The sequence below is a fragment of the Pseudoduganella sp. HUAS MS19 genome (assembly GCF_053615455.1).
In genome coordinates, this window is record NZ_CM132133.1 from 1,663,837 (window position 1) to 1,689,770 (window position 25,934).

25 protein-coding genes are annotated in these 25,934 nt (G+C 62.6%); 15 read left to right on the top strand and 10 right to left on the bottom strand.

Annotated features, from left to right (window positions below):
• The 6 genes from ACWBU6_RS07745 to ACWBU6_RS07770 all read right to left on the bottom strand — a co-directional run bounded on the left by ACWBU6_RS07745 (position 1) and on the right by ACWBU6_RS07770 (position 3,478).
• Positions 1-399 carry a VOC family protein gene (locus ACWBU6_RS07745; protein ID WP_452648238.1) on the bottom strand — a complete coding sequence of 133 codons (399 nt, stop codon included), beginning with the start codon at positions 397-399 and terminating at the stop codon, positions 1-3.
• The gene (locus ACWBU6_RS07750) at positions 399-824 is read right to left on the bottom strand and encodes a VOC family protein (protein WP_452648239.1); all 426 of its coding nucleotides are present in this window, start codon (positions 822-824) and stop codon (positions 399-401) included. The genes ACWBU6_RS07745 and ACWBU6_RS07750 overlap by 1 nt, the downstream gene beginning before the upstream one ends.
• 78 nt (positions 825-902) lie before the next feature.
• The gene (locus ACWBU6_RS07755; protein ID WP_452648240.1) at positions 903-1,685 is read right to left on the bottom strand and encodes a LytR/AlgR family response regulator transcription factor; all 783 of its coding nucleotides are present in this window, start codon (positions 1,683-1,685) and stop codon (positions 903-905) included.
• Positions 1,682-2,578 (bottom strand): sensor histidine kinase, encoded by an 897-nt coding sequence (locus tag ACWBU6_RS07760; protein ID WP_452648241.1) that lies wholly within the window; start codon positions 2,576-2,578, stop codon positions 1,682-1,684. Before ACWBU6_RS07760 ends, ACWBU6_RS07755 begins: the two co-directional genes overlap by 4 nt.
• Complete coding sequence (locus ACWBU6_RS07765; protein ID WP_452648242.1) at positions 2,571-2,810, bottom strand: hypothetical protein; 240 nt, start codon at positions 2,808-2,810, stop codon at positions 2,571-2,573. The genes ACWBU6_RS07760 and ACWBU6_RS07765 overlap by 8 nt, the downstream gene beginning before the upstream one ends.
• A 116-nt stretch (positions 2,811-2,926) precedes the next feature.
• Positions 2,927-3,478: a GNAT family N-acetyltransferase gene (locus ACWBU6_RS07770; protein WP_452648243.1), complete on the bottom strand. Its 552-nt coding sequence runs from the start codon at positions 3,476-3,478 to the stop codon at positions 2,927-2,929.
• Positions 3,479-3,595: 117 nt separating this feature from the next.
• Between ACWBU6_RS07770 and ACWBU6_RS07775 the strand changes: the two genes are divergently transcribed.
• Both ACWBU6_RS07775 and ACWBU6_RS07780 read left to right on the top strand, forming a co-directional pair.
• Entirely contained in the window at positions 3,596-3,967 is a 372-nt protein-coding gene (locus tag ACWBU6_RS07775; protein ID WP_452648244.1) for a VOC family protein, read from the top strand.
• Positions 3,968-4,012: 45 nt separating this feature from the next.
• Complete coding sequence (locus ACWBU6_RS07780; RefSeq protein ID WP_452648245.1) at positions 4,013-4,162, top strand: hypothetical protein; 150 nt, start codon at positions 4,013-4,015, stop codon at positions 4,160-4,162.
• A gap of 6 nt (positions 4,163-4,168) precedes the next feature.
• On the opposite strand, the gene ACWBU6_RS07785 is transcribed toward ACWBU6_RS07780, so the two are convergent.
• The gene (locus ACWBU6_RS07785) at positions 4,169-5,344 is read right to left on the bottom strand and encodes a glycoside hydrolase family 5 protein (protein ID WP_452648246.1); all 1,176 of its coding nucleotides are present in this window, start codon (positions 5,342-5,344) and stop codon (positions 4,169-4,171) included.
• Between the two features lie 131 nt (positions 5,345-5,475).
• Here ACWBU6_RS07785 and ACWBU6_RS07790 point away from each other — a divergent pair, with 131 nt between their 5' ends.
• Positions 5,476-6,555, top strand: a complete 1,080-nt coding sequence (locus tag ACWBU6_RS07790; RefSeq protein WP_452648247.1) for a hypothetical protein — start codon at positions 5,476-5,478, stop codon at positions 6,553-6,555.
• Here ACWBU6_RS07790 and ACWBU6_RS07795 read toward each other — a convergent pair.
• Entirely contained in the window at positions 6,542-7,207 is a 666-nt protein-coding gene (locus ACWBU6_RS07795) for a TetR family transcriptional regulator C-terminal domain-containing protein (RefSeq protein ID WP_452648248.1), read from the bottom strand. The genes ACWBU6_RS07790 and ACWBU6_RS07795 overlap by 14 nt on opposite strands.
• Positions 7,194-8,648, bottom strand: a complete 1,455-nt coding sequence (locus ACWBU6_RS07800; protein ID WP_452648249.1) for an aminotransferase-like domain-containing protein — start codon at positions 8,646-8,648, stop codon at positions 7,194-7,196. The genes ACWBU6_RS07795 and ACWBU6_RS07800 overlap by 14 nt, the downstream gene beginning before the upstream one ends.
• Before the next feature lie 164 nt (positions 8,649-8,812).
• Here ACWBU6_RS07800 and ACWBU6_RS07805 point away from each other — a divergent pair, with 164 nt between their 5' ends.
• Genes ACWBU6_RS07805 through ACWBU6_RS07840 form a run of 8 tightly spaced genes read left to right on the top strand, consistent with a single transcriptional unit; the run spans position 8,813 to position 19,556 of the window.
• Positions 8,813-10,129: an aminotransferase class III-fold pyridoxal phosphate-dependent enzyme gene (locus ACWBU6_RS07805; protein ID WP_452648250.1), complete on the top strand. Its 1,317-nt coding sequence runs from the start codon at positions 8,813-8,815 to the stop codon at positions 10,127-10,129.
• Between the two features lie 12 nt (positions 10,130-10,141).
• Entirely contained in the window at positions 10,142-11,257 is a 1,116-nt protein-coding gene (gene ald, locus ACWBU6_RS07810; RefSeq protein WP_452648251.1) for an alanine dehydrogenase, read from the top strand.
• Positions 11,258-11,272: 15 nt separating this feature from the next.
• The gene (locus ACWBU6_RS07815) at positions 11,273-12,775 is read left to right on the top strand and encodes a CoA-acylating methylmalonate-semialdehyde dehydrogenase (RefSeq protein ID WP_452648252.1); all 1,503 of its coding nucleotides are present in this window, start codon (positions 11,273-11,275) and stop codon (positions 12,773-12,775) included.
• 11 nt (positions 12,776-12,786) lie between these two features.
• A complete protein-coding gene (locus ACWBU6_RS07820; protein WP_452648253.1) occupies positions 12,787-14,154 on the top strand; it encodes an NAD(P)-dependent oxidoreductase in 1,368 nt (455 codons plus the stop codon).
• A complete protein-coding gene (preA, locus tag ACWBU6_RS07825; protein ID WP_452648254.1) occupies positions 14,154-15,440 on the top strand; it encodes an NAD-dependent dihydropyrimidine dehydrogenase subunit PreA in 1,287 nt (428 codons plus the stop codon). Before ACWBU6_RS07820 ends, preA begins: the two co-directional genes overlap by 1 nt.
• Positions 15,437-16,915, top strand: coding sequence for an NCS1 family nucleobase:cation symporter-1 (locus ACWBU6_RS07830; RefSeq protein ID WP_452648255.1), 1,479 nt, complete (start codon positions 15,437-15,439; stop codon positions 16,913-16,915). Before preA ends, ACWBU6_RS07830 begins: the two co-directional genes overlap by 4 nt.
• Positions 16,916-18,310: a dihydropyrimidinase gene (gene hydA, locus ACWBU6_RS07835; protein WP_452648256.1), complete on the top strand. Its 1,395-nt coding sequence runs from the start codon at positions 16,916-16,918 to the stop codon at positions 18,308-18,310.
• A 10-nt stretch (positions 18,311-18,320) separates the two neighbouring features.
• Positions 18,321-19,556 (top strand): Zn-dependent hydrolase, encoded by a 1,236-nt coding sequence (locus ACWBU6_RS07840; protein ID WP_452648257.1) that lies wholly within the window; start codon positions 18,321-18,323, stop codon positions 19,554-19,556.
• Positions 19,557-19,591: 35 nt separating this feature from the next.
• Here ACWBU6_RS07840 and ACWBU6_RS07845 read toward each other — a convergent pair whose 3' ends face one another.
• The gene (locus tag ACWBU6_RS07845; protein WP_452648258.1) at positions 19,592-20,227 is read right to left on the bottom strand and encodes a TetR/AcrR family transcriptional regulator; all 636 of its coding nucleotides are present in this window, start codon (positions 20,225-20,227) and stop codon (positions 19,592-19,594) included.
• A gap of 93 nt (positions 20,228-20,320) precedes the next feature.
• Here ACWBU6_RS07845 and ACWBU6_RS07850 point away from each other — a divergent pair, with 93 nt between their 5' ends.
• From ACWBU6_RS07850 to ACWBU6_RS07865, 4 genes are read left to right on the top strand one after another with little or no spacing between them, the layout of a single operon-like run.
• Complete coding sequence (locus tag ACWBU6_RS07850) at positions 20,321-21,457, top strand: acyl-CoA dehydrogenase family protein (RefSeq protein ID WP_452648259.1); 1,137 nt, start codon at positions 20,321-20,323, stop codon at positions 21,455-21,457.
• Positions 21,458-21,467: 10 nt separating this feature from the next.
• On the top strand, positions 21,468-22,673 hold the full coding sequence (locus ACWBU6_RS07855; RefSeq protein WP_452648260.1) for an acetyl-CoA C-acetyltransferase: 1,206 nt from the start codon (positions 21,468-21,470) through the stop codon (positions 22,671-22,673).
• Between the two features lie 12 nt (positions 22,674-22,685).
• The gene (locus ACWBU6_RS07860; RefSeq protein WP_452648261.1) at positions 22,686-24,818 is read left to right on the top strand and encodes a 3-hydroxyacyl-CoA dehydrogenase NAD-binding domain-containing protein; all 2,133 of its coding nucleotides are present in this window, start codon (positions 22,686-22,688) and stop codon (positions 24,816-24,818) included.
• 1 nt (position 24,819) lies between these two features.
• Positions 24,820-25,896: a CaiB/BaiF CoA transferase family protein gene (locus tag ACWBU6_RS07865; RefSeq protein WP_452648262.1), complete on the top strand. Its 1,077-nt coding sequence runs from the start codon at positions 24,820-24,822 to the stop codon at positions 25,894-25,896.
• The last annotated feature ends 38 nt before the right edge of the window (positions 25,897-25,934 follow it).

Sequence of the window (25,934 nt, forward strand, 5' to 3'; positions counted from 1 at the left end):
TCAAGCGCCCTCGAAGGAGGCGCTGGCATCGTTCTGCATCATGCCGAAGATGTTGCCGTCCGGGTCCTTGGCGTAGGCCAGCCAGCCGACACCAGGCACCGGCATGCGCGGTACGGCCACTGTGCCTTTGAGTTCCTTCAGCAGGGCTATGGATCGGTCGAGGTCTTCCACATCGACAGTGCAGACGAAGGCGTTGACGGCGGCGCCTTCCTCCGGGCGCGGGCCGCGGCGCGGCAGCAGGCCGCCATTGATGCCGGGGGCACCGACTTCGCCAGTGCCGACCAGCCAGTACTCGCCGCCTTCCCATTTGGAAAAGCTCCAGTCGAACATCCTGCCGTAAAAATCGATCAGGGCCTGGGGTTCGCTGGCCTGGATTTCAAAGTGAACTGTGCGTCCCATCAGTGCTCCCAAGGGTCATAAGTGCCTATACTCCACACATGCCCTTCGGGATCGCGACAGGTAAATCCACGGCCGCCGTAATCTTCGTCCTGCAAGGGCATCTCGATCGGCGCCCCGGCTTGCACACAGCGCGCGTGCACCGCGTCGGCGTCGTTGACGACCAGGTAGGCGGTTTGGGTGACAACCATCCCGAGCTGGGCTGGCTGCTTCAGCAAACGGCCATAGTCGGTGTCAAAGATGGAGCTTAGCATGACCATGCCGTTGCCGTAGGAAAGCTGGGCATGAGCAATGGTGCCGTCTTCGTTGGGGACCACAAGCGCGGCCTTGAAGCCCAACGTTTTACATAACCAATCAATGGCGGCGGGCGCGTCGCGGTAACGCAGGCAAGGCATGATGGTCGCGCGCGTGGCCTTTGGAATCGTCATCACTCTCTCCCTGTAATCGCAGCATGGTCAGCTCAATATAGACTAGCACCGTACAGGGAGCAAGCGAGCGCGGGCGACCTACATTTGCTGGAATAAATGGGTGTTGCCGCGGCTGACTTCGAGTTCCTCCGTCGAGTTGCGCACGCGGACCATCTGGCGGCCGCGCAGGTCGCGCGTCACCTCGGCAATCGCATCGACGCGTACGAGGGTGGAACGGTGGATGCGCCAGAATTCATTCGGGTCCAGCTCATCTTCAAGCTCTTTCAGGGTCTTGCGGATCAGGAATTCGCCCTGCGCTGTCTGCACCCGCGTATATTTTTCATCGGCGCGAAAGAACAACACTTCCCTGGTCGAGATCATGCGCAGGCTGTTGCCGACCTGGGCCTGGATCCAGTGCAGGTATTCGGCCTGCGGCGCGCCCGCACCGGCGGCGCCGCGGCCGGACTGCTGCAACAACTGGCTCAACTGGCGTTCGATATTGTTTGGCGTCTTGCCGAGGCGCGCCTGCAGCCGGCCGCAGCTTGTTTTTAGCCGTTCCAGGTTGACCGGCTTCAGCAGGTAGTCGAGCGCGCCCTGTTCGAAGGCCTCGATCGCATATTGGTCGTAGGCAGTGATGAAGACGATGTGGCAACGGTTGAACAGCATGCGTGCCGCCTCGATGCCGGTCAGGCCCGGCATGCGGATATCGAGGAAGACGATGTCGGGCTGATGCTGGCCGGCCAGGGCAATGGCTTCGATGCCGTTGGCAGCTTCGGCGACGATGTCCAGTTCCGGCCAGGCTTCATGCAGGCGCTTGCGCAGCATGTCGCGCATGGGTTCCTCATCGTCGGCAATGATGGCGGTCGCTTTGGGTTGAGTCATGGCTTGGCAAAAATATCTGGTGCAAACGGAATGCAGATGGAAGCCCGGCAGCCGCCGTCCATTGGCTGCTCGATCAACAGCTCGGCGCGCGTGCCGTACATCAGCTTCAGGCGCTCGCGTACATTGGTCAGGCCCACGCCATCGCCGGCGTAGGCGTTGAAGCCGACGCCGTCGTCCTGCACGTCCACTTGCAGCACGCTGCCGCTGACGCTGGCGCGGATGTCGATGCGGCCGCCTTCCACTTTCGGTTCCAGGCCGTGCTTGATCGAATTTTCGATCAGGATCTGCAGCATCATCGGCGGGAAGGTGGCGCTTTGCAGTTCCGGCGGCACGTCGATCGATACGGACAGGCGCGACTTCATGCGCGCCTGCATGATGGCAAGGTAAGAGTGCGCCATCTGTATCTGGCGGCCCAGCGTGCCGTTGCCGCGCGAGCGCATCTGCGGCAGGGTGGCGCGCAGGTATTCGATCAGGTGGGTATGGATCTTGGCCGCCTCCGGCGGGTCGGTCTCGATCAGTTGGCCGATCAGGGCCAGCGTGTTGAACAGGAAGTGCGGCTCGACTTGCGCCTGCAGTGCCGACATCTGGGCTTCCACCAGGCGGCGCTCCAGGCTTTCATTGCCGGCTTGCGCAGCGGCCTTGCGTGCTTCGATTTCCGCCTTGCGCTTGCCGCCGGCGAGGATCTTCAGGCCGGCCGAGCCGATGATGAAGAATGCTACCTGTTTCGGGTGCAGCACGGGCGTCAGGCCAAGCAGGAAGGCGAGCATCCACGTCACGACCAGCTGGCGCAAAGGCACCTGCGCCAGCCAGTCGAAGAAGTCCCACCACAGGCTGCTGGCCGTGTCGCCAATCTCTCCGACAAAGGAGAGCACGCTGCGGGCCCGGTTACCCATGTTGCTTTTTGGCTCCGAAGGCATTGATGGCCAGTTTGGCGACCAGCACGCCGATGAACAGGGCGATCGCCAGCGGCAGGATGGTCAGGAACAGCGCGAGCACGATGCACATGCCGACAATGGCAGGCCAGGACATATGGTCCAGTGTGCGGACGAAGTGGCGGCCGATGCCGACAAAGGCTTGCCACACTTCTTTCACAGTTTCCTTGGCGCTTTTATTAATCGTTTTCATCATAACCTCCTTGCGTTTCGATGATGCAACTGTATCGCTGTAGCTGGCAACAGTGGCGGGGCATCCGACGAACTGCGCTGTGGGGCGGATGGCCTGCGCTGAGGCGCGATGAACGGCTAGCGTGCCGCCAGCCAATCGGAATGCAGCAGGCCGAAAAAGTCAGTGTCGCAGATTTCGCCATTGATGATCCAGCGCTCGCGCATATGGCCTTCATGCACAAAGTGCAAGCTCTTCAGCAGCTTGGCCGAAGCAGTGTTGCGCGGGTCGATGTCGGCTTCGATGCGGTGCAGGCGCAGCTCCCGGAAAGCATAGTCGATCAGGGCGGCCATGGCTTCCTGCATATAGCCCTGGCCCCAGAACGCGCGGTCCAGCATATAGCCGATGTCGCAGCGGCGGTTCTGGCGATGGAAGCTGTACAGGTTGATAACGCCGGCCAGCGCGCCATCGACCTCGACACCCATGCGCAGCAGCTCGCCGCTGTCGTAGCCGGCCACTGCCGCGGCGAGGTAGGCTTCGGCCTGCTGCGTGCTGTCCCACGGCGCGCTGCTCCAGTAGCGCATGGCATCCGGGTCGGAAAACATGCGGTACAGCGCGGGCACGTCAGCGGCGCGCAGGCAGCGCAGTTGCAGGCGCTGGGTAGTCAGGGTGGCAGGTGCGAATGCTGGCATGGGATTGCTGAGTCCGGAAATTTTTTACATTTTAGCAAGAAGCTCGCCCGCTGCGCCTTGCCCGCATTTCATCGCGATGTTAGATTGGCAAGAATCTACCGACTGGAGGAATTCAGCATGGAACTCGGTGTATTTTCCCTGAGCCTGAACGTCAAGGACATCCGTGCCTCACGCGAGTTTTACGCCAAGTTCGGCTTCCGCGACTTTGGCGGCAACATCGAGCAGAACTGGCTGATCATGAAGAATGGCGAACAGGTCATCGGCCTGTTCCAGGGCATGATCGAGAAAAACACGCTGACCTTCAATCCCGGCTGGGACAGCAATGCCCAGCTTGTTCCCGGATACACCGACGTGCGCCAGATACAACGCCAGCTTGAAGAAAACGGTGTGGTGCTCGCGGCACGCGCCGATGAATCGGGCGCCGGCCCGGCCTATATCATCGCCATCGATCCCGACGGCAACCCGATCCTGATCGACCAGCATATTTGAGGGCAGCAGTGAACCAATGCAGACTGGCACAGGGGCAAGCCATGAGTGACCGGCTGGACCTACCAGCTTGGCCTGCGCTTGCAGATCAAAGGCGGCCTGCCGGGACTCATGCCGACGTCGCGCCAGGCTGCGCTGATTCCTGAAGACGGCAGGGCCATCGCCGAATTGCTGGCGGTTGCGCGAGAGCAGGAGTAACTGTCGTCAAGCGCGCCAGTAACGGCTGTAGACAGCCAGCACCTTGTGCTTCACCTTGTCCTCGTGGGTGAGCGGATCTTCGACCACGACCGCATATTCATCCGGATTGGTGGTGTTCTGCCGCCACTGCCAGCCGGTGTAGCCCACGCCGGCAGCATTCATGCGCGACAGGCCTGCATCGAGATAGAAGTTGCCGGGGTCGTCGCCGGTGCGCACGCCGAACTGCTGGATGAAGACCGGCACGTTACGGTTGTCACGCATGGACACCAGGGCAGCCAGGCGGCGCTCCAGGTTGGCAATATTCTCCTGCTGCGATTTCTCGGTACGCAGGAACAGGTTGCCGGTGTAGACCACGCGGTCCTTCCAGCGCATGTCGTCGATGTAGGCTTCGTCGCACAGACTGATGTTGTAGGCATCGCGCGCGCCAATCAGGAATGGCGTGCGCCTGTCGACGCTGTCGATCGCCGCCATCAACTCTTGGTAGAAGGCGCTGACCTGTGCGGCCTGTGCCGGCCCACGGCCTTCCAGCGGTTCCGGCAGCAGTTCGTAGAATGCGATATTGCTGTAGTCCTTGAGAATACCGGCCAGGTGAAGCCATGCTTCCTTGAACTCCTGCCGCATCGCCAGGTCGCTCCAGAAATTATGGCCGCCCGGATAGCTGCCGGCGGGATCGCAATAGGCCGCCATGCCGGCGTCCTGTAGGCCGTTCTGGCCGCAGTTGGAATCGATGACGGGGATGACCCACAGGCCGGCGTCGATGCACCATTGAATCTCCTTGAGAAAGCGCTTCAGGTTGTCTGGATCAAAATGGCCGGGCGAATGCGTGGCGCGGCTTTCGATGTCCGGCGTCCCGTAGCGACCCCACCACCGAATCAGCACCCGGACCACCGTAGCTCCCTGCGCGGCGATATCGGTGGCGTCTTTTTGCAGCATTTCGCCCCATGTCCCTTCATTCATGCCGCGCAGCGTCACCGCCTTGCCGTTTGGAAGGCGCATCGACGCACCGTTCAGCGTCAGGCGGCTGGGCCTGGCGGTGTCGGAAGACAGGGCAGGCGACTGGGAGGCTGCGGCAGTCCGGGCACCCATGCTGCCATCGCCGCCCCCGCATGCCGCGAGCATGGCGGCGCCAAGCAGCGAGGTCAGCACAGTCCTGCGGTCCGGCGAAAAGTTGTCGTGATTCATGCGGCCCTCTCCTATGTTCGGTTGGAACTTATTAAACAATCAATAACTGCGAACGGTCGCACGATTGGGAAAAGTTGCAGCAGCGGAATGTTCTGTTAGTATTGTCAAAATCTTATTACCTAAGGATCGCAATGGGGCATCAAGCATTCCGCCAGGCGGCCATCGCCGCGGCCATTTTGGGTTCGGCAGCACCTGCGTTTGCGCAGGATTGCGTGAGCAATTTCCAGGTCGGCATGAACAAGGCTGGCGGCACGTCGTATAGCGCAGTGGCGCAACTGCCCGGCAGTAATGTCGACCAGGCATACCAGTTGTCGCAGCAAGTGATCGGACAGGAGGGATGGAAGGTGTACCAGACCGTCCCCGCTCAGCGTGCGGCGTTCGCGCGCAATTCCCAGGTCACCGCCAGCGGCAAGACGGGCGAACTGACGTTCTCCACTGCCGCATCGGACACCGGACTGGTGCTGGCGGTCGTGTATGACAATCCGCCCGGCGTGACGTCGCCTGAGCGCGCGGTGAAAGAGCATTTCTGCAAGATCGCCGATGCGCTGCGCAAGCAGATCGCGGCAGCTCCAGCTGTACCTGTGGCGCAAGCGGCAGGCGGCCAGGTTGCAGGTTCGAGTGCCGCCATCGTTCCAACCACTTCCGATCGCAAGGTTTGCCTGGCCAAGGTATGCCTGGGCATGACGGTGGAAGAGGTGGCGAAGCTCGACGTGCACCTGCCTCCCGGCGTTCCCAAGTTCGAATACGGTCCAAAAGTGGTGTCCGGGAACAGCTACGGGATTGCCCCTAATGGCAGCCGGGTCGAGTTCTCCAATCTCGGCACCTTCGACGCCAGGACGCTGGCAGGCTTTGGCAAGGGCGTCGACCGAATCTGCCGCTTCCACAGTGCCTTTGCAATGATGAAGGCGAGCGATGGGCAGCGCATCGCGATTTCGTTCAGGCCGGAGTTCAGGGACGGCAAAGCCATCCTGGTGGTGCATGACATCACACGCTACCTGCCGCCGAATATGAGCGAGAGCGAGTTGCAGCGTTTCACCGATGCCGCGCGCGCCCAATACGGCGACCTGTTGAACCGCACCTGGGAAACGCTGAACAAGGTCACCACCGTGCAACTGAACTACAGCAAACTGCGCTTGGTCTCTCCCTATACCGAGTTGTCCGGAAAAATGCTGGAACAGTCTGGCTGCTCGGCCAAAGTCAGCCTGGATTAAGGGCGCCGCCACCGGCCTGGCGCGCCGCAGGAAGCAGGGCGCCGATGACCAGGCCGGCAATGGTCGTCTCGGCGTCAGCGAAATCGGCGCCGCTCAGTTGTCCTGTCCCAAGCACCAGCTGCATCTGCGTCGAGAAGTCGGCGTAGGACTGGGTCATGGCCCAGATGGCAAACAGCAGGTGGGTGGCGTTGACGGGAGCGATGCGGCCTTCGGCGATCCAGCGCTCGAATACTTCGATGTCCTTGCGCACCAGAGGCACCACGCGCTCGCGAATCTGTTCGCCGTACAGGGGCGCGCCGCTGATCACCTCCATGGCGTAGACGCGCGACCCCCAGGGATGCTCGCGCGAGAAATCCAGCTTGGCCTTGATATAGGCACGCAGCACTTCCGCCGGTTCGCCGTCCGGTTCCGCTATGTTGGCCATGCGTGCCAGCCATTCGTCGAGCACGTCGTCCAGTACCCGCTGGTAGAGGGCCTGTTTGGTGGGGAAGTAGTACATCAGGTTCTGCTTCGACAGGCCGACGTTCTCCGCGATGGTGGCGACGGAAGCCCCTTCATAGCCCGACTCCGCGAACACGCGCACGGCTTCCGCGGCGATATCCGCTTCCAGCCGGTCGCGGTTGATCACGCGGCGCAATTTAGCTGATGCCATATTCCCTCCTCATGGACTGCAGCAAGTTCCGCAGTTGTGGGCTGTCCGAATAAGCGACGTTGAAGCGGAACCAGATCGATCCCGGTTGCCGCAACTGGAAAAACTCGCCCGGCGCCAGCAGGATGCCGGACTTCAGCGCCTGGTCGGCGAGCAGCTTGCCGTTGCAATCCGGCGAGGGCGCCTGCTGCCAGCCGGCGCTGACGAACATGCCGCCGCGTGGCCTGGCAATCGGCGCCATGCCGGCCAGTGCAAGCAGTTCGATGGTGCGTTCGCGGCCTTCGGCAAGTTGCGCCACCAGTTTTTCCACCATGCGTTTGTAGGGCCGAGCGGTGATCGCGTGGTAGGCCGCGCGTTCATTCACCTCGGAGGTGGTGAGGCCGGCCAGCATCTTCACGCGCACCAGTTCTGGTAGCAATGAAGCGGAAGCGCAGATCGAGCCGACGCGCAGCACCGGCGACAGGGTCTTGGAAAAGCTGCCGACGCGGATCACGCGCCGCAAGCCATCCATCGCAGCCAGCGACGCTTCGCCGCGCGCAGTAAGCTCGCGGTAGATATCGTCCTCCACCAGCCAGAAGTCGAACTGCTCGGCAAAGCCAAGCAGGCGGTGCGCCTGCGCCTGGGTCAAGCTGGTGCCAAGCGGGTTTTGCAGCACGGTGTTGACGAACATAAGCTTGGGCTGGCTCTCGCGCGCCTGCGCGGCAAGGAAATCCATATCGAGGCCATGTTCGCCGCGCGGGATGCCGATGGCATGGCAGCCGTGGTGGCGGATCAGCGACAACAGGTTGCTGTACACCGGGTCTTCCACGAAGACTGTGTCGCCGGGCTTGGTGAGCGTGCGCAGGATCAGGTCGAAGGCGTGGGTGGCGCCATGGGTGAGCAGAATCTGTTCGGCCTCGACAGCAAACAATTCATCGCCCAAGGTGGAGGCCATGTATTGCCGCAGGCCGGGGAAGCCGAGCGGGTGACCGTAGCCGCGCAGGCGGTTGGCGGGAATGCGCATGGCATGGCGCACGGCGTCGAGGATGGTGTCTTCACCATACCATTCTGGCGGCAGCCAGCCGGCGCCGACCGGCAGCGCTTCGGACGCGCCGGAATACAGTTCCGGCGTGAGGGCATCGACGGCGGCCGGGGTGGCGAACATGGCGGCCGGCGGCAGCAGGGCGGGGGCGTCGTGGCGCGCAACAAAATAGCCGGAACCGCGGCGTGACGACAACAGTCCGAGGGTGACCAGACGGTCGTAAGCCTCGACAACTGTAAAGGTGCTGATGCCATTACACTTCGCGAACTGCCGGACAGAAGGCATTTTGGTGCCCACGCGCAGCTCGCGGCTTGCCACCATGGCGCTGATGGCGTCCACGATCTTTTCAACCAGGCTGCCCTTCTTCGCGCGCTCGATGGAAAGCACGGGCCATGCGGAGTTGGGAGTTGCGCTGTCGTCCATTCGGGCCTCTAAAACTGTACTGTTTTTGCTACCTGTACGGTTGGAACGTTTCCGCGTGTGTGTATATGTGCCATAGTTAACTTGCTGTCTATTATTGCATCATGATTTTGCCAACTGGTAAAGTTTTTTGAGCGTCGTAAAAAAACCCACCAAGGGAGATAGCAATGAACGAAGCCCGGCCGCAGTCCCTGGCGTCTTTTTGGATGCCTTTCACGAATAACCGCGACTTCAAGGCCAATCCGCGCCTGCTGGTTTCCGCGGAAGGTGTGTATTACAAGGACGTCGACGGCAACCAGATCCTGGACGGCACCGCCGGCCTGTGGTGCGTGCCTTGCGGCCACCGCCAGCCGAAGATTGTGGCGGCAGTCAGCGAAATGGTCGGCCAGCTCGACTTCGCGCCCACTTTCCAGATGGGCCATCCGGCCGCTTTCGACCTGGCCGAAAAGCTGATGGAGTACACCAACCACCGCTTCGGCCACGTCTTCTACACCAACTCCGGCTCGGAAGCGGTGGACACCGCGCTGAAAGTTGCGCTGGCCTACCACAAGGCGCGCGGCGAAGCGTCCCGCACCCGGCTGATCGGCCGCGAACGCGCTTACCATGGCGTAGGCTTCGGCGGCATCTCGGTCGGCGGCATCGCCGGCAACCGCAAACCCTATGGCCCGCTGCTGCCGGGTGTGGACCACCTGCCGCACACCCACAACATTGAAAAGAACGCGTACTCGCGCGGCGAACCGGAATACGGCGCCCACCTGGCCGATGAACTGGAACGCATCGTCGCGCTGCACGACGCGTCCACCATCGCGGCCGTGATCGTGGAGCCGGTAGCCGGCTCCACCGGCGTGCTGGTGCCGCCGAAAGGCTACCTGAAACGCCTGCGCGAACTGTGCACCAAGCACGGTATCCTGCTGATCTTCGACGAAGTGATCACCGGCTTTGGCCGCCTGACCACGCCGTTTGCCACCGATTATTTCGACGTCGAGCCGGACATGATGACCACCGCCAAAGGCCTGACCAACGGCACCATTCCGATGGGCGCGGTGTTCAGCAAGAAGTTCATCCACGACGCCTTCATGGACGCGCCGGCGGGTATCGAGCTGTTCCACGGCTACACCTACACCGGCCATCCGGTGGCCTGCGCCGCTTCGCTGGCCACGCTGGAAGTGTTCAAGGAACAGAAGCTGCTGGACCACGCCAAGGAGATCCAGCCGTACTGGGAAGATGCGGTGCATTCGCTGAAAGGCTTGCCGCACGTGATCGACATTCGCACCATTGGCCTGGTAGCCGGCATCGAGCTGGCGCCGCGTGCCGGTGCGCCCGGAACGCGCGCTTATGCCGCGTTCAAGAAAGCTTTCGCGGATGGGCTGCTGATCCGCACCACCGGCGACATCATCGCGTTGTCGCCACCACTCACCTTTGAAAAGAAGCACATCGACGAACTGTTCGGGAAGCTCGGAAAGGTGTTGAAGGATCTAGACTAGAGGAGACGAACCATGTTGGTAGGCGTACCGAAGGAAATCAAGAATCAGGAATCGCGCGTTGGCCTTACCCCGGCCAGCGTAAAGGAACTGACACTCCGCGGGCACCAGGTGATGGTGCAACACAACGCGGGCACTGCAATCGGTCTGACCGACGAAATGTATGTGGGCTCCGGCGCCACGATCATCCCGACTGCGGAGGAAATCTTCGCCAAGGCCGAAATGATCGTCAAGGTGAAGGAACCGCAGCCGCAAGAATGCGCGATGCTGCGCGAGAACCAGATTCTCTACACCTACCTGCACCTTGCTCCCGATCCGGAGCAGACCAAGGCGCTGGTGAAATCCGGCGCGGTCTGCATCGCGTATGAAACCATCACCGGCCCGAACGGTGGCTTGCCGCTGTTGGCACCGATGAGCGAAGTGGCGGGCCGCATGTCGATCCAGGCCGGCGCCGCTCATCTAGAGAAATCCAAAGGCGGCATGGGGCTGCTGCTGGGAGGCGTACCTGGCGTGGCTCCCGGCCATGTGGCGATCATCGGGGCCGGTGTAGTCGGTACCAATGCGCTGCAGATTGCCGTCGGCATGGGCGCCCGCGTCACGGTGCTGGACAAGAGCATCGAGCGCTTGCGCCAGCTCGACCTGGTGTACGGCAACCGCATCCAGACCGTGTTCTCCAATGCCTTTACCATCGACGACGCCGTGATGGATGCCGACCTGGTAATCGGCGGCGTGCTGGTTCCGGGCGCTGCGGCGCCTAAATTGGTGACGCGCGCCATGGTGTCGCGCATGAAGCCCGGTTCCGTGGTGGTCGACGTGGCGATCGACCAGGGCGGCTGCTTTGAAACCTCGCATGCGACCACGCACGAAAACCCGACGTTCGTCGTGGATGGCGTGGTGCACTACTGCGTGGCCAATATGCCGGGCGCGGTTGCACGCACTTCCACCTTTGCGCTGAACAATGCCACCATCGGACACGCCATGGCGCTGGCCGACAAGGGCTGGGCCAAGGCCATGAAGGCTAACCCGCACCTGCGCAATGGACTCAATGTCTGCCAAGGACACGTCACGTACGAAGCAGTGGCGCATGACCTTGGCTATACCTATGTGCCGGCGGAATCGCTGCTGGCCTGATCAACAGGGCTTGAAATGAGCAATCTCGATACCATTACCCACTTTATCAATGGCGCCAAGGTCGATACGGCCGGCGGGCGTTATGGCGACGTATTCAATCCGGCGTTGGGCGAGCCGGTCGCACGCGTGGCGCTGGGCACGGCGGAAGAGGTCGATGCCGCCGTGCGTGCTGCGGAAGCGGCTTTCCCGGCCTGGTCCAACACGCCGCCGTTGACCCGTGCGCGCGTGCTGTTCAAGTATCTCGAGCTGTGCCACCAGCACACCGAGGAATTTGCCGCCATGCTGACCCGCGAACACGGCAAGACCTTCGCCGACGCGAAGGGAGAAGTGGCGCGTGGTATCGAGATGGTGGAATTCGCGGTCGGCATCCCGCAGATGATGAAGGGCGAGTACACCGACCAGATTGCGCGCGGCATCGACGCCTGGTCGATGCGCATGCCGCTGGGCGTGGTGGCCGGCATCACGCCGTTCAATTTCCCGGTGATGGTGCCGATGTGGATGTTCCCCATCGCTATCGCTTGCGGCAACACCTTCGTTCTCAAACCTTCCGAGCGCGACCCGTCGCCGTCCCTGCTGCACGCGCGGCTGCTGAAGCAAGCCGGCCTGCCCGATGGCGTGTTCAACGTCGTCCAGGGCGACAAGGTGGCGGTCGACGCGCTGCTCGACCACCCTGCGATCCAGGCGGTGAGCTTCGTTGGCTCGACGCCGATTGCGGAGTATATCTACTCGCGCGGCTCGCAGCACGGCAAGCGCGTGCAGGCGCTGGGCGGCGCCAAGAATCACATGGTGGTGATGCCGGACGCCGACATGGGCATGGCTGTCGATGCCCTGATGGGCGCGGCGTTCGGCTCGGCGGGCGAACGCTGCATGGCGATCTCGGTGGTCGCTGCGGTGGGCGATGCTGCCGATAAGCTGCTGGGTGCACTGAAAGAGCGCACCGCTGCACTGAAAGTGCGCGACGGCATGGCGTCCGACGCCGAAATGGGGCCGGTCGTCACTTCCGCGGCCAAGCAGCGCATCGAGCGGCTGATTGGCGAGGGCGTGGAGCAGGGCGCGACCCTGGTGGTCGATGGCCGCAACTACCAGGTTGCCGACCGCCCGAATGGCTTCTTCATCGGCGGCACGCTGTTCGACCACGTGACGCCGGATATGACGATCTACAAGGAGGAGATCTTCGGCCCCGTGCTGTGCATGGTGCGGCTGCCGGACGTTGCGGCGGCCGTGGATCTGATCAACAGGAACGAATACGGCAACGGCGTCGCGGTCTTTACGCGCGACGGCGGAGTCGCGCGCGAATTCGTGCGCCAGATCCAGGTCGGCATGGTGGGCGTCAACGTGCCGCTGCCGGTGCCGATGGCTTTCAATAGTTTCGGCGGGTGGAAGCGCAGCCTGTTTGGCGACCACCACGCCTATGGCCCGGAGGGCGTGCGTTTCTACACGCGCCACAAGGCCGTGATGGAGCGCTGGCCGAATACGGCAAGTGCCGGCGCACAGTTTGCTTTCCCACAGATGAAGTGAGGATGGAACCAATGATCGAGTCACTCAAATACATACCGCAGCCAAAAGCCACGAACGAAGAGCTGGCCGGTCATTTCACCGACCTGGCACCTCCCCTGAACGCACGCCAGGCTGCGATTGAAAGCGCGCGCTGCCTGTATTGCTACGATGCGCCTTGTACGCGGATCTGCCCGACCGGCATCGACGTGGCGAGCTTCATCCGCAACATCCATGACAAGAACGTGAACGGTGCCGCGGTCACGATCCTGCAGCAGAACATCCTGGGCGGCAGCTGTTCGCGTGTCTGTCCGACCGAGATACTGTGCGAGGACGCCTGCGTGCGCAACCACGACGCGGAAGGCCAGCCGGTGAAGATCGGCCTGCTGCAGCGCTTCGCGCTCGATAACGCCACGCTCGACGGCCATCCGTTCAAGCGCGCTCCGTCGACCGGCAAGAAAGTTGCCGTTGTCGGCGCCGGGCCCGCGGGCCTGTCCTGTGCTCATCGCCTTGCCATGCTGGGCAATGATGTGGTGGTCTTCGAGGCGCATGAGAAGTCAGGCGGCCTGAATGAGTACGGCATTGCGAAGTACAAGCTGACCGACAACTTCGCACAGAAGGAAGTCGACTTCCTGTTGGGGATAGGCGGCATCGAAGTGCGCCACGGCCAGAAGCTGGGTGCCAATGTGCACCTGAAGGAACTGCACGCGGAGTATGACGCAGTGTTCCTTGGGATTGGGCTTGGCGCCAGCCGTGCACTGGGCCTGACTGGCGAAGATGCACCGGGCCTGATGTCGGCGGTGGACTATATCGCCGAACTGCGTCAGGCGGACGACCTGGCCAAGCTGCCTGTCCCGCGCCGCGCCATCGTGATCGGCGCCGGCAACACCGCCATCGACATGGCCGTGCAGATCCAGCGCCTGGGCGCCGAAGAGGTGACGATGGTTTATCGGCGCGGCTTCGATGCCATGAGCGCCACCCACCACGAGCAGGATATCGCCAAGGCCAACCAGGTGCGCATGCTGACCTGGGCGCAACCGCAGCAGGTGCTGCTGGACGAAGCCGGCCGCGTGCGCGGCATGCGTTTCGAACGCACGGCGATGGAAGGGACGCGCATGATCGGTACCGGCATTACTTTCGAACTGCCGGCCGACGCCATCTTCAAGGCCATCGGCCAGGCGATGGAACCGGCCGCGCTGGCCGACCCGCTGGCGGCGATGCTCAAGCGCGATGGCGACAAGATCCATGTGGATGACAGCTTGCGCACCATCCTGCCGGGCATCTATGCCGGCGGCGACTGCGTCTCGCTGGGCCAGGACTTGACGGTGCAGGCAGTGGAGCACGGCAAGCGCGCCGCAATGGCGATCCATTCCGACATCCAATCGAAGAAGGGGGCAGCATAATGGCCGACCTGAGCGTCAATTTCTGCGGCATCAAGGCGCCGAATCCATTCTGGCTCGCCTCCGCGCCGCCAACCGACAAGGCATACAACGTGATCCGCGCCTTTGAGGCAGGGTGGGGTGGCGTGGTCTGGAAAACGCTGGGCGAGGACCCGCCGGCGGTGAACGTGTCCTCTCGCTATTCCGCCATCTACGGCAAGAATCGCGAAGTCCTGGGCTTCAACAACATCGAACTGATTACCGACCGTTCGCTGGAGCTGAACCTGCAGGAGATCACCGAGGTGAAGAAAGCCTGGCCGGACCGCGCCATTGTGGTCTCGCTGATGCTTCCTTGCGAAGAGCACTATTGGGCGGGAATCCTGCCGAAAGTCGAGGCTACCGGCGCCGACGGCATCGAGCTGAATTTCGGCTGCCCGCACGGCATGCCGGAACGCGGCATGGGCTCCGCTGTGGGCCAGGTTCCGGAATACGTGGAACAGGTGACGGCATGGTGCAAGAAGCACACCAGGCTGCCCGTGATCGTGAAGCTGACGCCTAACATCACGGACATCCGCCGCCCGGCGCGCGCGGCAAAATCCGGCGGTGCCGATGCCGTCTCGCTGATCAATACGATCAACTCCATCACTTCGCTGGACCTGGACCGGATGGTGGCCTTCCCCAACGTGGGCGGCGCCAGCACGCATGGCGGCTATTGCGGCCCTGCGGTCAAACCGATTGCGCTGAATATGGTGGCCGAAATCGCGCGCGACCCGGAAACCCGCGGCCTGCCGATCTCCGGCATCGGCGGCATCGCCAACTGGAAGGATGCGGCGGAATTCATCGCGCTGGGCGCCGGGTGCGTGCAGGTTTGCACCGCCGCCATGCTGCACGGTTTCCGCATCGTGCAGGAGATGAAGGACGGCCTTGAACGCTGGATGGATTCCAAAGGCTACAGGACACTGGACGACTTCATGGGCAAGGCGGTGCCAAACACCACGGACTGGAAGTTCCTGGATATGAACTATAAGTCCGTCGCCCACATCAACCAGGACGACTGCATCCAATGCGGCCGCTGCTACGTGGCCTGCGAGGATACTTCGCACCAGTCCATCTTCCAGTTGATCGACGAGGCGACCGGAACGCGAACCTATAAGGTCAACGACGAGGAGTGCGTCGGCTGCAACCTGTGCGAAATCACCTGTCCGGTGCAAGGTTGTATTACGATGGTCGCAGTCCCTACCGGCAAGCCATACATGAACTGGACCCAGGACCCGCGCAACCCGCGGGCCGAAATCAAGGAGACTGCATGAGCGACAATTCCCAGTTGTGGAACGAAGACCTGGCCCCGACCAATGAATCGCAGCGCACCTGGCGCTGGTATCACTTCGCTGCACTCTGGGTTGGGATGGTCATGTGCATTCCCGCCTACACGCTGGCGGCCAGCCTGATCGAGGGCGGCATGTCGGCGTGGCAGGCCGTGATCACGGTTTTCCTGGCAAACACCATCGTGCTGGTACCGATGCTTCTGATCGGCCACGCGGGCACCAAGTACGGCATTCCGTATGCGGTGCTGGCGCGTGCCTCGTTCGGCACTTCCGGCGCGCGGCTGCCGGCGCTGATGCGGGCGATCGTCGCCTGCGGCTGGTACGGCATCCAGACCTGGTTCGGCGGGCAGATGATCTATACCTTGCTCGGCGTGATGATGGGCAACGAGATCGGCGGCGCCAAGATCGACGGCCTTGGCATCAACGGCGCGCAACTGCTTTGCTTCATTGCGTTCTGGGCGATCCAGTTCTGGTACATCGTGCACGGCATGGATGCGATCCGCAAGCTGGAGACCTATACGGCGCCGCTGAAGATCGTCATCTGCTTCGTCCTGCTCGGCTGGGTGTACCAGAAGGCAGGAGGGTTCGGCACCTTGCTGGATCAGCCATCGCAATTCGTCGAAGGCGGCAAGAAGGCAGGCCAGTTCTGGCCGACGTTTTGGCCATCGCTGACTGCCATGATCGGCTTCTGGGCCACGCTGGCCCTGAATATCCCGGACTTCACGCGCTTCGCAAAAACCCAGCGCGACCAGGTGCTGGGGCAGTCGGTTGGATTGCCGGTGCCTATGGGGCTGCTGGCGGCGCTGGCGGTGATCGTCACTTCCGCCACCGTGGTTTTGTACGGCAAGGCGATCTGGGACCCGGTTGACCTGGCCAGCCGCATGACCGGCGTTGCGGTGCTGGTGGCGCTCATCGTGCTGCTGATCGATACGATCTCTGTCAACCTGGCGGCCAACCTGGTTGGTCCGGCGTATGACTTTTCCGCGCTGGCGCCCAAGCATATCTCCTACCGCACGGGCGGCTACATCACGGCCGGCATCGCGCTGGCGATGATGCCCTGGAAGGTTCTTGAGACAACACAGGGCTACATCTTCACATGGCTGATCGGCTATTCGGCCTTGCTTGGACCGATCGCGGGCGTGCTGATTGTCGACTACTATCTGATTCGCAAGACTGAACTGAACGTCGGCGCGCTGTACATTGAAACCGGAGAGTACAGCTATACCAACGGCTGGAATTCGGCCGCGCTGCTGGCTTTCGCGTTTGGCGTAGCGCCCAATGTGCCCGGCTTCCTGAATGCGGCCTTCCCGGCATCGTTCGGCGATGTCGGCGAAGGCTTCAAGCTGATTTACACCTATGCATGGTTTGTCGGCATCGCGATTGCGGCGCTGGTGTACGGCATTTTGATGAAAGGCAGGGCGGCCAAGGCCATGCAGCCGCCAATACCGGAGAAGGCATAAATGACGACATTGATTCGTGGCGGTACTGTAGTCAACGCGGACCGTGCTTTCCGCGCCGATGTTCTGTGTGAAGGCGATAAGATCGCCGCCGTTGGGCCCGCGCTGAGCGCGCCGGCCGGGGCTGAAGTAGTCGACGCCGGCGGCCAGTACGTCATGCCGGGCGGGATCGACCCGCACACCCATATGAACCTGCCGTTCATGGGTACCGTCACCCAGGATGACTTTTTCACCGGTACGGCGGCCGGCCTTGCGGGCGGCAATACCACCATCATCGACTTTGTCATTCCCAATCCCCAGCAACCTTTGCTCGAGGCCTATCACCAGTGGCGCGGCTGGGCAGAGAAAGCGGCCGGCGACTACACCTTCCACGTGGCGATCACCTGGTGGTCGGACAAGGTGCATGAAGAAATGGGTGCGCTGGTGCGCAAGCACGGCGTGAACAGCTTCAAACACTTCATGGCGTACAAGAACGCGATCATGGCGGATGATGAAACGCTGGTGAAGAGCTTCCGACGTGCGCTGGAGCTTGGCGCGATCCCGACCGTACATGCGGAAAACGGTGAGCTGGTGTACCAGTTGCAGCAGGACCTGCTGCGTCAGGGGATTACCGGCCCGCGGGCGCATCCGCTGTCGCGCCCTCCTGCCGTGGAAGCGGAGGCGGCCAACCGCGCCATCGCCATCGCCAACGTCCTGAACACGCCCTTGTACATCGTGCACGTGTCATGCAAGGAATCGCTGGACGCCATTACCCGCGCCCGCGCTGCCGGCCAGCGTGTGTATGGCGAAGCGCTCGCTGGCCACTTGATCGTGGACGACAGCGTGTACGACCACCCGGATTTCGAGTTCGCGGCGGGTCACGTCATGAGCCCACCGTTCCGCAGCCGCGAGCACCAGAAAGCGCTCTGGCATGGCCTGCAAGGCGGCAACCTGCATACCACCGCCACCGACCACTGCACCTTCTGCGCCGAGCAGAAAGCAGCGGGCCGCAACGATTTCACGAAAATCCCGAACGGATGCGGCGGCGTGGAAGACCGCATGGCCGTGATCTGGGATGCGGGTGTCAACAGCGGCAAGCTGACGCCATCCGAGTTTGTGCGGGTGACGTCGGCCAATGCGGCGCAGATATTCAACATTTATCCGCGCAAGGGCCTGATTGCTGCCGGATCGGATGCCGATATCGTGGTGTGGGACCCGGAAGGAACGCGTACGATTTCGGCCAAGACCCAGTTTGCAAAGGGCGGCTTCAATGTCTTCGAGGGACGTACAGTCAAAGGGATTCCAAGCACCACGGTGGCGGCAGGCAAGGTCGTGTTCCACCGTGGAGAATTGCGGGCAGTCGAAGGCGCCGGGCGCCACATTGACCGTCCTGCCTTTGCGCCTGTGACGGCGCGCTAAGGAGTGCATCATGAGCGAACTACGCATTAACAGCGAGCGCCTGTGGGATTCGCTGATGGAGCTGGCCAGGATCGGCGCCACCCCGAAAGGCGGCGTCAAGCGCCTGACCCTGACTGACCTCGACAAGCAAGGCCGGGACCTGGTCACGAGCTGGGCGCGCGATGCCGGCCTGTCGATCACCGTCGACCAGATCGGCAACGTCTTCATGCGCCGCGATGGCGAAGACAATACACTGCCGCCAATCATGACCGGCAGCCATATCGACACCCAGCCGACGGGCGGCAAGTTCGATGGCAACTACGGCGTGCTGGCCGGACTGGAAGTGGTTCGCACCCTGAACGACAAAGGCATCAGGACGCGCGCCCCGATCGAGGTCGCCTTCTGGACCAATGAGGAAGGTTCGCGCTTCGTGCCCGTGATGATGGGGTCCGGCGTATTCTGTGGCGCCTTCACCCTGGAACACGCCTATGCCGCGAAAGACACCGAGGGCAAAACGGTTGGCGAAGAGCTTGAACGCATCGGCTACAAAGGCGACCAGGTGCCTGGGCAGCATCCTATCGGCGCCTATTTTGAAACGCACATCGAGCAAGGACCGGTGCTGGAGGATGCCGACAAGGTTATCGGCGTGGTGCCTGCCGTGATGGGCCTTTCGTGGTATGACTGCACCGTCACCGGAATGGAAGCGCACGCCGGGCCCACGCCAATGCACCTGCGCAAAGACGCGATGCAAGTCGCGGCACAGATTATTCCCGAGGTAGTCGCCATTGCCAATCGCTATCCGCCATATGGGCGCGGCACGGTCGGCATGATGCAGGTCTTCCCCAACAGCCGCAACGTGATTCCCGGCCAGGTCAAATTCAGCATCGACCTGCGCAACGTGAACGACGAGCTGCTGAACAAGATGCACGAGGACATGCTGGCCTTCATCGACAAGACCTCCGCCGAGACCGGCCTGCCGGTCAAGATCGAACGCGTGTCGTACTACCCGCCGTGCCCGTTCCATCCCGACTGCGTCGGCGCTGTGCGCAAGGCAACCGAAAAGCTAGGCTACTCGACGATGGACGTTGTCTCCGGCGCCGGCCACGATGCCATCTACGCCGCCCGCGTCGCACCCGCCGGCATGATCTTCGTCCCGTGCAAGGACGGCATCAGCCACAACGAAATTGAAGACGCCAAGAAGGAGCACCTTGAAGCCGGCTGCAACGTGCTGTTGCACGCCATGCTGGAACGGGCAGGCGTGGCCTGACCATTCGACGGAGATCCCCGGTCGAGGACCGGGGGCTAGCGGCCGAAGGCGATGCGCGTGATGGCAACTGTTGCTTCGTGGGCCAGGTCTTCCAGTTCCTTGTGCTGGGGGCGGGTCTCGGAGATGAACAGCATGGTTCCCAGCATCTGCGCCACGATCAGCGTGCCGCGGATCTCGCATTGCTGCATCGACAGGGCGGGGTCGATTTCGTGGATCAGGTTGCGCAGGGTGCGACGGGCGCGGGTCATCATCGTGTCGAACAGCTTGGTGGCGACCGGATGGCGGTTGGCCAGCGCAGCGATCTCGAAGAACAGGCCGCTCGACACCTGGTCGCGCAGGTCGGCCAGGAAGTAGTCGATGATCGACTCGAACAACTCCACACGCGGCCCGCTGCCGGCGGCGGCAACGCGTTCGTCAATGCCTGCCTGGTAGCGGGCGAAAGTCTGCTCGAGCAAGGCTTCAATCAGGGCATCGCGGCTTGGATAATAGTGCTGCACTGTCGACAGGCTCACTCCCACCTGCTGCGCCACGCTGCGCATGGCCAGCGCTGCATAACCGTCGTGCGCCAGCAACAGGCGCGCCGCCTCCAGGATGGCGCTGGCCCGCTCAAACCCCTTGGAAGTAGTGTTCGATTCCTTCGCCTGCAGGGGCGTATCTGATTTTTTCCTCATAACGCACGAATTATCCCGTCGATTGACAAATAGGTCAACTGACCGATACTATTTCGGTCAACTGACCTATAACACCAACGGAGACCTTGCCTGATGATCCCTCGTACCTTATTCAACGTAGAACACGAGATGCTGCGTGAATCCGCGCGCCGCTTCATGGAAACCGAAATCGCGCCGCACCACGAGCGCTGGGAGGAACAGGGCTGCGTGGACCGCGACGCCTGGCAAAAAGCCGGCGCCGCGGGCTTCCTGTGCCCGACCATGCCGGAGCAGTATGGCGGCGCGGGCGTCGACCGCCGCTACAGCATGGTGCTGATCGAGGAGCAGGCGCGGATCGGCGCTTCCGGGCCGGGCTTCATGCTGCACTCGGAAATCGTGGCGCCGTACATCCTGCACTACGGCAGCGAGTACCTGAAATCTCACTACATCCCCAAGCTGGCCAACGGAGAAATGATCGGCGCCATCGCGATGACCGAACCTGGCACCGGCTCGGACTTGCAGGGCGTAGCGACCACCGCCATCCGCGACGGCGACCATTACGTCATGAATGGTTCCAAGACCTTCATCACCAACGGCTGGAATGCCGACTGCGTGATCGTTGTCGCCAAGACCGACCCTACGGCGGGAGCCAAGGGCATCAGCCTGTTCGTGGTCGACACGTCGATGGCGGGTTTCAGCAAAGGCAAGCGCCTGAAGAAGGCCGGCATGAAGGCGCAGGACACTTCCGAGCTGTTCTTCGAGAACGTGCGCGTGCCGGCGAAGAACCTGCTCGGCGAAGAGGGCGCAGGCTTCAAATACCTGATGCAGGAATTGCCATGGGAACGTATGCAGATTGCCATCATGGCCGTGCAAGCGGCCGAATCCGGCCTGGAATGGACCGTGCAATACACGCGCGACCGCAAGGCTTTCAAGCGCCCGATCGCCGAGTTCCAGACCATCGCCCACACCCTGGCCGAGATCAAGACCGAGGTTCAGATGTGCCGTGTGTTTGTCGACCGCTGCATGGAGCTGCTGATCGAAGACAAGCTGGATGCGGCGACGGCTTCGATGGCGAAATACTGGACCACCGAGATGCAGTTTCGCGTGCTGGATAAGTGCGTACAGCTTCACGGTGGCTATGGCTATATGTGGGAATACCCGATCACCCGCGCCTGGGCCGACGCACGCGTGCAGCGCGTGTACGGCGGCACCAACGAAATCATGAAAGAACTGATCAGCCGCACTCTGTAAGGAGACCAGCTTGGAAGCTTATATCTTTGACGCCGTGCGCACGCCGCGCGGCAAGGGCAAGAAGGACGGTTCGCTGCACGGTGTAACGCCGCTGCGCCTGGCCGAGACTGCGCTGCGCGCGTTGGTTGGCCGCAACAACTTTGACAGCGCGATTATCGACGATGTGGTGCTCGGTTGCGTAGAACCGGTCGGCGAGCAGGGCGCCTGCATTGGCCGCGTAGCCGCACTGGCCTCCGGCTATGCGGAATCGGTCGCGGGCGTGCAGATCAACCGCTTTTGCGCTTCCGGCCTGGAAGCCTGCAATATGGCAGCTGCGCAGGTGATGTCCGGCCAGTCCGATATGGTGGTTGGCGGCGGTGTGGAGGCGATGTCGCGCGTGCCGATGGGATCTTCGGGCGGAGCCTGGCCGGTCGATCCGCAAAGCGCTTTCGATTCCTACTTTGTTCCGCAAGGGATTTCGGCCGACGCGATTGCGACCATCTGGGGCTATAGCCGCCGCGATGTCGACGCGTATGCGGTCGAATCGCAGCAGCGGGCTCACCGTGCCTGGCAGGAAGGTCGATTTGCGCGTTCCGTGGTGCCTGTGGTGGACCGTAATGGCCTGACGATGCTGGCCCGCGATGAGCTGGTGCGCCCCGAAACCACGGTCGAATCGCTCGGCGCCTTGAAAGCGTCGTTTGCGGAGATGGGAGCCAACTTTGGCTTCGATTCGGTCATTACGCAGCGTTACCCGCAGATCGAGCAGATGCAGCATGTTCATCACGCCGGCAACAGTTCCGGCATCGTTGACGGTGCGGCGGCAGTGCTGATCGGCACGCGCGAGGCTGGCGAACGGGCGGGGCTCAAACCGCGCGCGCGCATCCGTTCATTCGCTTCCATCGGCAGCGAGCCATCCATCATGCTCACCGGCCCAAGCTACGCCGCCGGGAAGGCGCTGAAGCGCGCCGGCATGAAGGCGTCCGACATTGACCTGTACGAGCTGAACGAGGCCTTCGCCTCGGTGGTGCTGCGCTTCATGGAAGTGATGAATGTGCCGCACGAGAAGATGAACGTCAACGGCGGCGCCATTGCCATGGGACACCCGCTGGGCGCAACTGGCGCCATGATCCTCGGCATCCTGCTGGACGAACTGGAACGCCGCAACCTGCAAACGGGCCTGGCCACACTCTGCGTAGGCGCGGGCATGGGCACCGCCACCATCATCGAGCGCATCTAAGGGAGACGGAGAATGATCGATTACAGCCTGGATTCCCATGGCATCGCAACCCTGAGCTGGAATATGCCGGAGCGCAGCCAGAATGTGCTGAATGAGGAAAGCTGTGGCGTGCTGAGCGAGCTGGTTGAGCGCGTGATTGCCGATACCGCCGTCAAGGGTGTACTGATGACGTCTGCCAAGCCAGACTTCATCGCTGGCGGCGACCTTGAATGGCTGCTGTCCGCCAAGACTGCCGAAGTACTGTTCGAACGTGTAGCGCGCCTCGACCGCGCGCTGCGCAAGCTGGAGACCTGCGGCAAGCCAGTCGCCATGGCGCTGCCCGGCACGACGCTCGGCGGGGGACTTGAGGTGGCGCTGTGCGGCCATTACCGGGTGGCGGCGGATAATCCGAAGGCCCGCTTTGGCCTGCCGGAGGTTACGCTGGGCTTGCTGCCGGGGGGCGGCGGCACGCAGCGTCTGCCCCGCCTGGTCGGCATACAGAAGTCGCTGCCCCTGCTTTTGGAGGGGAAGCGCCTGACTGCTGCCGCCGCGCGCGAACTGGGCATCCTGAACGAAGTCGTCCCGGCTGGCACCGAACTGGCGGCGGCGCGCACGTGGCTCGAGAGCGCGATAGCTGCCGGCGGCGTGCAACAACCGTGGGATATGAAGGGCTTCAGGATTCCGGGCGGCGCGGTGTTTTCGCCGGCGGTGCAGCAACTGTTCATGGCTGCCAACGCCATGCTGCGCGCCAAAACCTATGGCAACTATCCGGCCCCGCGCAACATCCTGTCCTGCGTGTACGAAGGCTTGATCACGGACCTCGACACCGGCTTGATGACGGAAGTGCGCTATTTCGTGCAAACCGTATTGTCGCCGGAAGCGAAGAACATGATCCGCACGCTGTTCTTCAGCATGAACGAGGCAAACAAGCTCGCCGCGCGCCCGAAGGATGTGCCACAACAGAAGTACAGCAAGATCGGGGTGCTGGGGGCGGGCATGATGGGCGCCGGGATCGCTTATGTCGCTGCCAAGGCGGGCATCGAGGTGGTGCTGATCGATACCGCACAGGAGGCGGCCGAAAAAGGCAAGGCGTATTCGGCGACGCTGCTCTCCAGGCAGCAGCAACGCGGCCAGGTATCGGCCGAGAAGGCGGAGGCGCTGCTGGCGCGCATTACCCCGGCTACTGATTTCTCGCTGCTGGCCGCAGCGGACCTGGTGGTGGAAGCAGTGTTCGAGGATCGTGGCATCAAGGCCGACGTGACGCGCCGTGCCGAAGCCGTACTGGGCGCTGATGCAATCTTCGCATCCAACACATCCACCTTGCCGATCACAGGCCTGGCGGAAGCAAGCGCGCGTCCGGCCAACTTCATCGGCCTGCATTTCTTCTCGCCGGTAGACCGCATGGCGATCGTTGAGATCATCGTCGGCAAGCAGACCTCCGACACCACGTTGGCACGCTCGATGGACCTGGTGCGCGCATTGGGCATGACTCCGATCGTGGTCAATGATTCGCGCGGCTTCTATACCAGCCGGGTGTTCTCGACCTATGTGCTGGAAGGCCTTGCCCTGTTGTCGGAGGGCGTAGCGCCTGCGCTGATCGAGAATGCCGGCCTGCAGGCTGGCATGCCGGTCGGCCCGCTGGCGTTGACGGACGAAGTGTCGTCCGAACTGATCTGGAAGATCGACCGCCAGACGCGAATTGACCTGGGCGATGCTTACAAGGCACGTCCCGGACATGAAGTCGCGGCACGCATGGTGGAATTGGGACGCATCGGCAAAAAAGCCGGCAAGGGCTTTTACGACTATCCGGAGGGAGGCAAGAAGGCACTCTGGAGCGGCCTGGCGGAACTTTTCCGTCGTGCGGAAGTGCAGCCGGATGTGGCAACCGTTGTCGAACGCCTGACGGTGGTGCAGGCAGTGGAAACGGCACGCTGCATGGACGAAGGCGTGCTGCGTTCCGCGCGCGACGCGGACGTCGGTGCTATCCTGGCGTGGGGCTTCCCGCCGTTCCGCGGCGGCCCATTGAGCATGATCGACAACACCGGTTCGGCGGCCTTCGTGGCGCAATGCGAACGCCTGGCGGCCGCCCATGGCGACCGTTTTGCCGCGCCCGCGCAATTGAAGGAGATGGCCGCCGCCGGCGCCACTTACTACACGGAGCGTTGAGATGGGTGTGCTGTCCGGGGTCAGGATTATCGAAATTGCGGGTATCGGCCCGGGACCGTTTTGCGGAATGCTGCTGGCGGACCTGGGGGCGGAAGTGATCGTGATTGAGCGTCCCGGCCCGGCGGAAATTCCGACCGCCGGTATCCTGCGCCGGGGTAAGCGCTCATTGGCGCTGGATCTCAAGGAACCCGGCGCCATCGACACCGCATTAAGACTGATCGAGGATGCCGACGGCCTGATCGAAGGCATGCGCCCGGGGGCGATGGAGCGCCTTGGCCTTGGCCCGGAGGTTTGCCTGGCGCGCAACCCTCGCCTTGCCTACGGCCGCATGACCGGCTGGGGCCAGCATGGACCGCTGGCGCAGGCGGCTGGGCACGACAACAACTACATCGCACTGTCCGGCGCGCTGCATTATGCCGGTGCTGGCGATGTGCCGCCTGTGACGCCGCCAACGCTGGTGGGCGACCTTGGCGGCGGGGCCCTGTATCTTGCGCTGGGCATTGTATCCGCCATCCTGCATGCGCGCGGCGGCGGAAAAGGGCAGGTCATCGACGCCGCGATCGTCGATGGATCGGCGCACATGATGAATCTCCTGCTCGACCTGTCGGCGGTGGGCCTGATGCGCGAGCAGCGCGGCACCTCCGTACTGGATGGCCCGCATTGGTTCAACACCTACCGCTGCAAGGATGGCCGCGATATCACGGTCGGTGCGCTGGAGGGCAAGTTCTATAAGCTGCTGCTGGAGAAGCTTGGCCTGGCCCAAGACCGGCGTTTCGCGGCCCAGCATGCGGCGGGACAGTGGCCATTGCAGCGCGCTGCGTTTGCCGAGTTGTTTGCGCTGCGTACGCGCGACGAATGGTGCGCTTTGCTGGAAGGGACGGACGCCTGTTTTGCTCCGGTGCTGGCGCCATCCGAAGCGGCGCGCCACCCGCATCTGCAAGCGCGCGGCACCTACTCGATCGATGGCGTGCTGCAGGCCAATGCAGCGCCGCGTTTCAGCGCCACCCCGGGGCCGGCTGGGCCGAACGCGATTCCCGAGCTCGGCCAGCACAATCAGGAGATCCTCGCGCGATTGTGACAAACCGTGTAGCAAGGGCTGGACGATGCGGGTTAGAA

Excerpts from the sequence above, each read along its gene's own strand:
- ACWBU6_RS07745 (WP_452648238.1), bottom strand. The coding sequence starts at position 399 with ATGGGACGCACAGTTCACTTTGAAATCCAGGCCAGCGAACCCCAGGCC.
- ACWBU6_RS07750 (WP_452648239.1), bottom strand. The coding sequence starts at position 824 with ATGACGATTCCAAAGGCCACGCGCGCGACCATCATGCCTTGCCTGCGT.
- ACWBU6_RS07755 (WP_452648240.1), bottom strand. The coding sequence starts at position 1,685 with ATGACTCAACCCAAAGCGACCGCCATCATTGCCGACGATGAGGAACCC.
- ACWBU6_RS07760 (WP_452648241.1), bottom strand. The coding sequence starts at position 2,578 with ATGGGTAACCGGGCCCGCAGCGTGCTCTCCTTTGTCGGAGAGATTGGC.
- ACWBU6_RS07765 (WP_452648242.1), bottom strand. The coding sequence starts at position 2,810 with ATGAAAACGATTAATAAAAGCGCCAAGGAAACTGTGAAAGAAGTGTGG.
- ACWBU6_RS07770 (WP_452648243.1), bottom strand. The coding sequence starts at position 3,478 with ATGCCAGCATTCGCACCTGCCACCCTGACTACCCAGCGCCTGCAACTG.
- ACWBU6_RS07775 (WP_452648244.1), top strand. The coding sequence starts at position 3,596 with ATGGAACTCGGTGTATTTTCCCTGAGCCTGAACGTCAAGGACATCCGT.
- ACWBU6_RS07785 (WP_452648246.1), bottom strand. The coding sequence starts at position 5,344 with ATGAATCACGACAACTTTTCGCCGGACCGCAGGACTGTGCTGACCTCG.
- ACWBU6_RS07790 (WP_452648247.1), top strand. The coding sequence starts at position 5,476 with ATGGGGCATCAAGCATTCCGCCAGGCGGCCATCGCCGCGGCCATTTTG.
- ACWBU6_RS07795 (WP_452648248.1), bottom strand. The coding sequence starts at position 7,207 with ATGGCATCAGCTAAATTGCGCCGCGTGATCAACCGCGACCGGCTGGAA.
- ACWBU6_RS07800 (WP_452648249.1), bottom strand. The coding sequence starts at position 8,648 with ATGGACGACAGCGCAACTCCCAACTCCGCATGGCCCGTGCTTTCCATC.
- ACWBU6_RS07805 (WP_452648250.1), top strand. The coding sequence starts at position 8,813 with ATGAACGAAGCCCGGCCGCAGTCCCTGGCGTCTTTTTGGATGCCTTTC.
- ald (WP_452648251.1), top strand. The coding sequence starts at position 10,142 with ATGTTGGTAGGCGTACCGAAGGAAATCAAGAATCAGGAATCGCGCGTT.
- ACWBU6_RS07815 (WP_452648252.1), top strand. The coding sequence starts at position 11,273 with ATGAGCAATCTCGATACCATTACCCACTTTATCAATGGCGCCAAGGTC.
- ACWBU6_RS07820 (WP_452648253.1), top strand. The coding sequence starts at position 12,787 with ATGATCGAGTCACTCAAATACATACCGCAGCCAAAAGCCACGAACGAA.
- preA (WP_452648254.1), top strand. The coding sequence starts at position 14,154 with ATGGCCGACCTGAGCGTCAATTTCTGCGGCATCAAGGCGCCGAATCCA.
- ACWBU6_RS07830 (WP_452648255.1), top strand. The coding sequence starts at position 15,437 with ATGAGCGACAATTCCCAGTTGTGGAACGAAGACCTGGCCCCGACCAAT.
- hydA (WP_452648256.1), top strand. The coding sequence starts at position 16,916 with ATGACGACATTGATTCGTGGCGGTACTGTAGTCAACGCGGACCGTGCT.
- ACWBU6_RS07840 (WP_452648257.1), top strand. The coding sequence starts at position 18,321 with ATGAGCGAACTACGCATTAACAGCGAGCGCCTGTGGGATTCGCTGATG.
- ACWBU6_RS07845 (WP_452648258.1), bottom strand. The coding sequence starts at position 20,227 with ATGAGGAAAAAATCAGATACGCCCCTGCAGGCGAAGGAATCGAACACT.
- ACWBU6_RS07850 (WP_452648259.1), top strand. The coding sequence starts at position 20,321 with ATGATCCCTCGTACCTTATTCAACGTAGAACACGAGATGCTGCGTGAA.
- ACWBU6_RS07860 (WP_452648261.1), top strand. The coding sequence starts at position 22,686 with ATGATCGATTACAGCCTGGATTCCCATGGCATCGCAACCCTGAGCTGG.
- ACWBU6_RS07865 (WP_452648262.1), top strand. The coding sequence starts at position 24,820 with ATGGGTGTGCTGTCCGGGGTCAGGATTATCGAAATTGCGGGTATCGGC.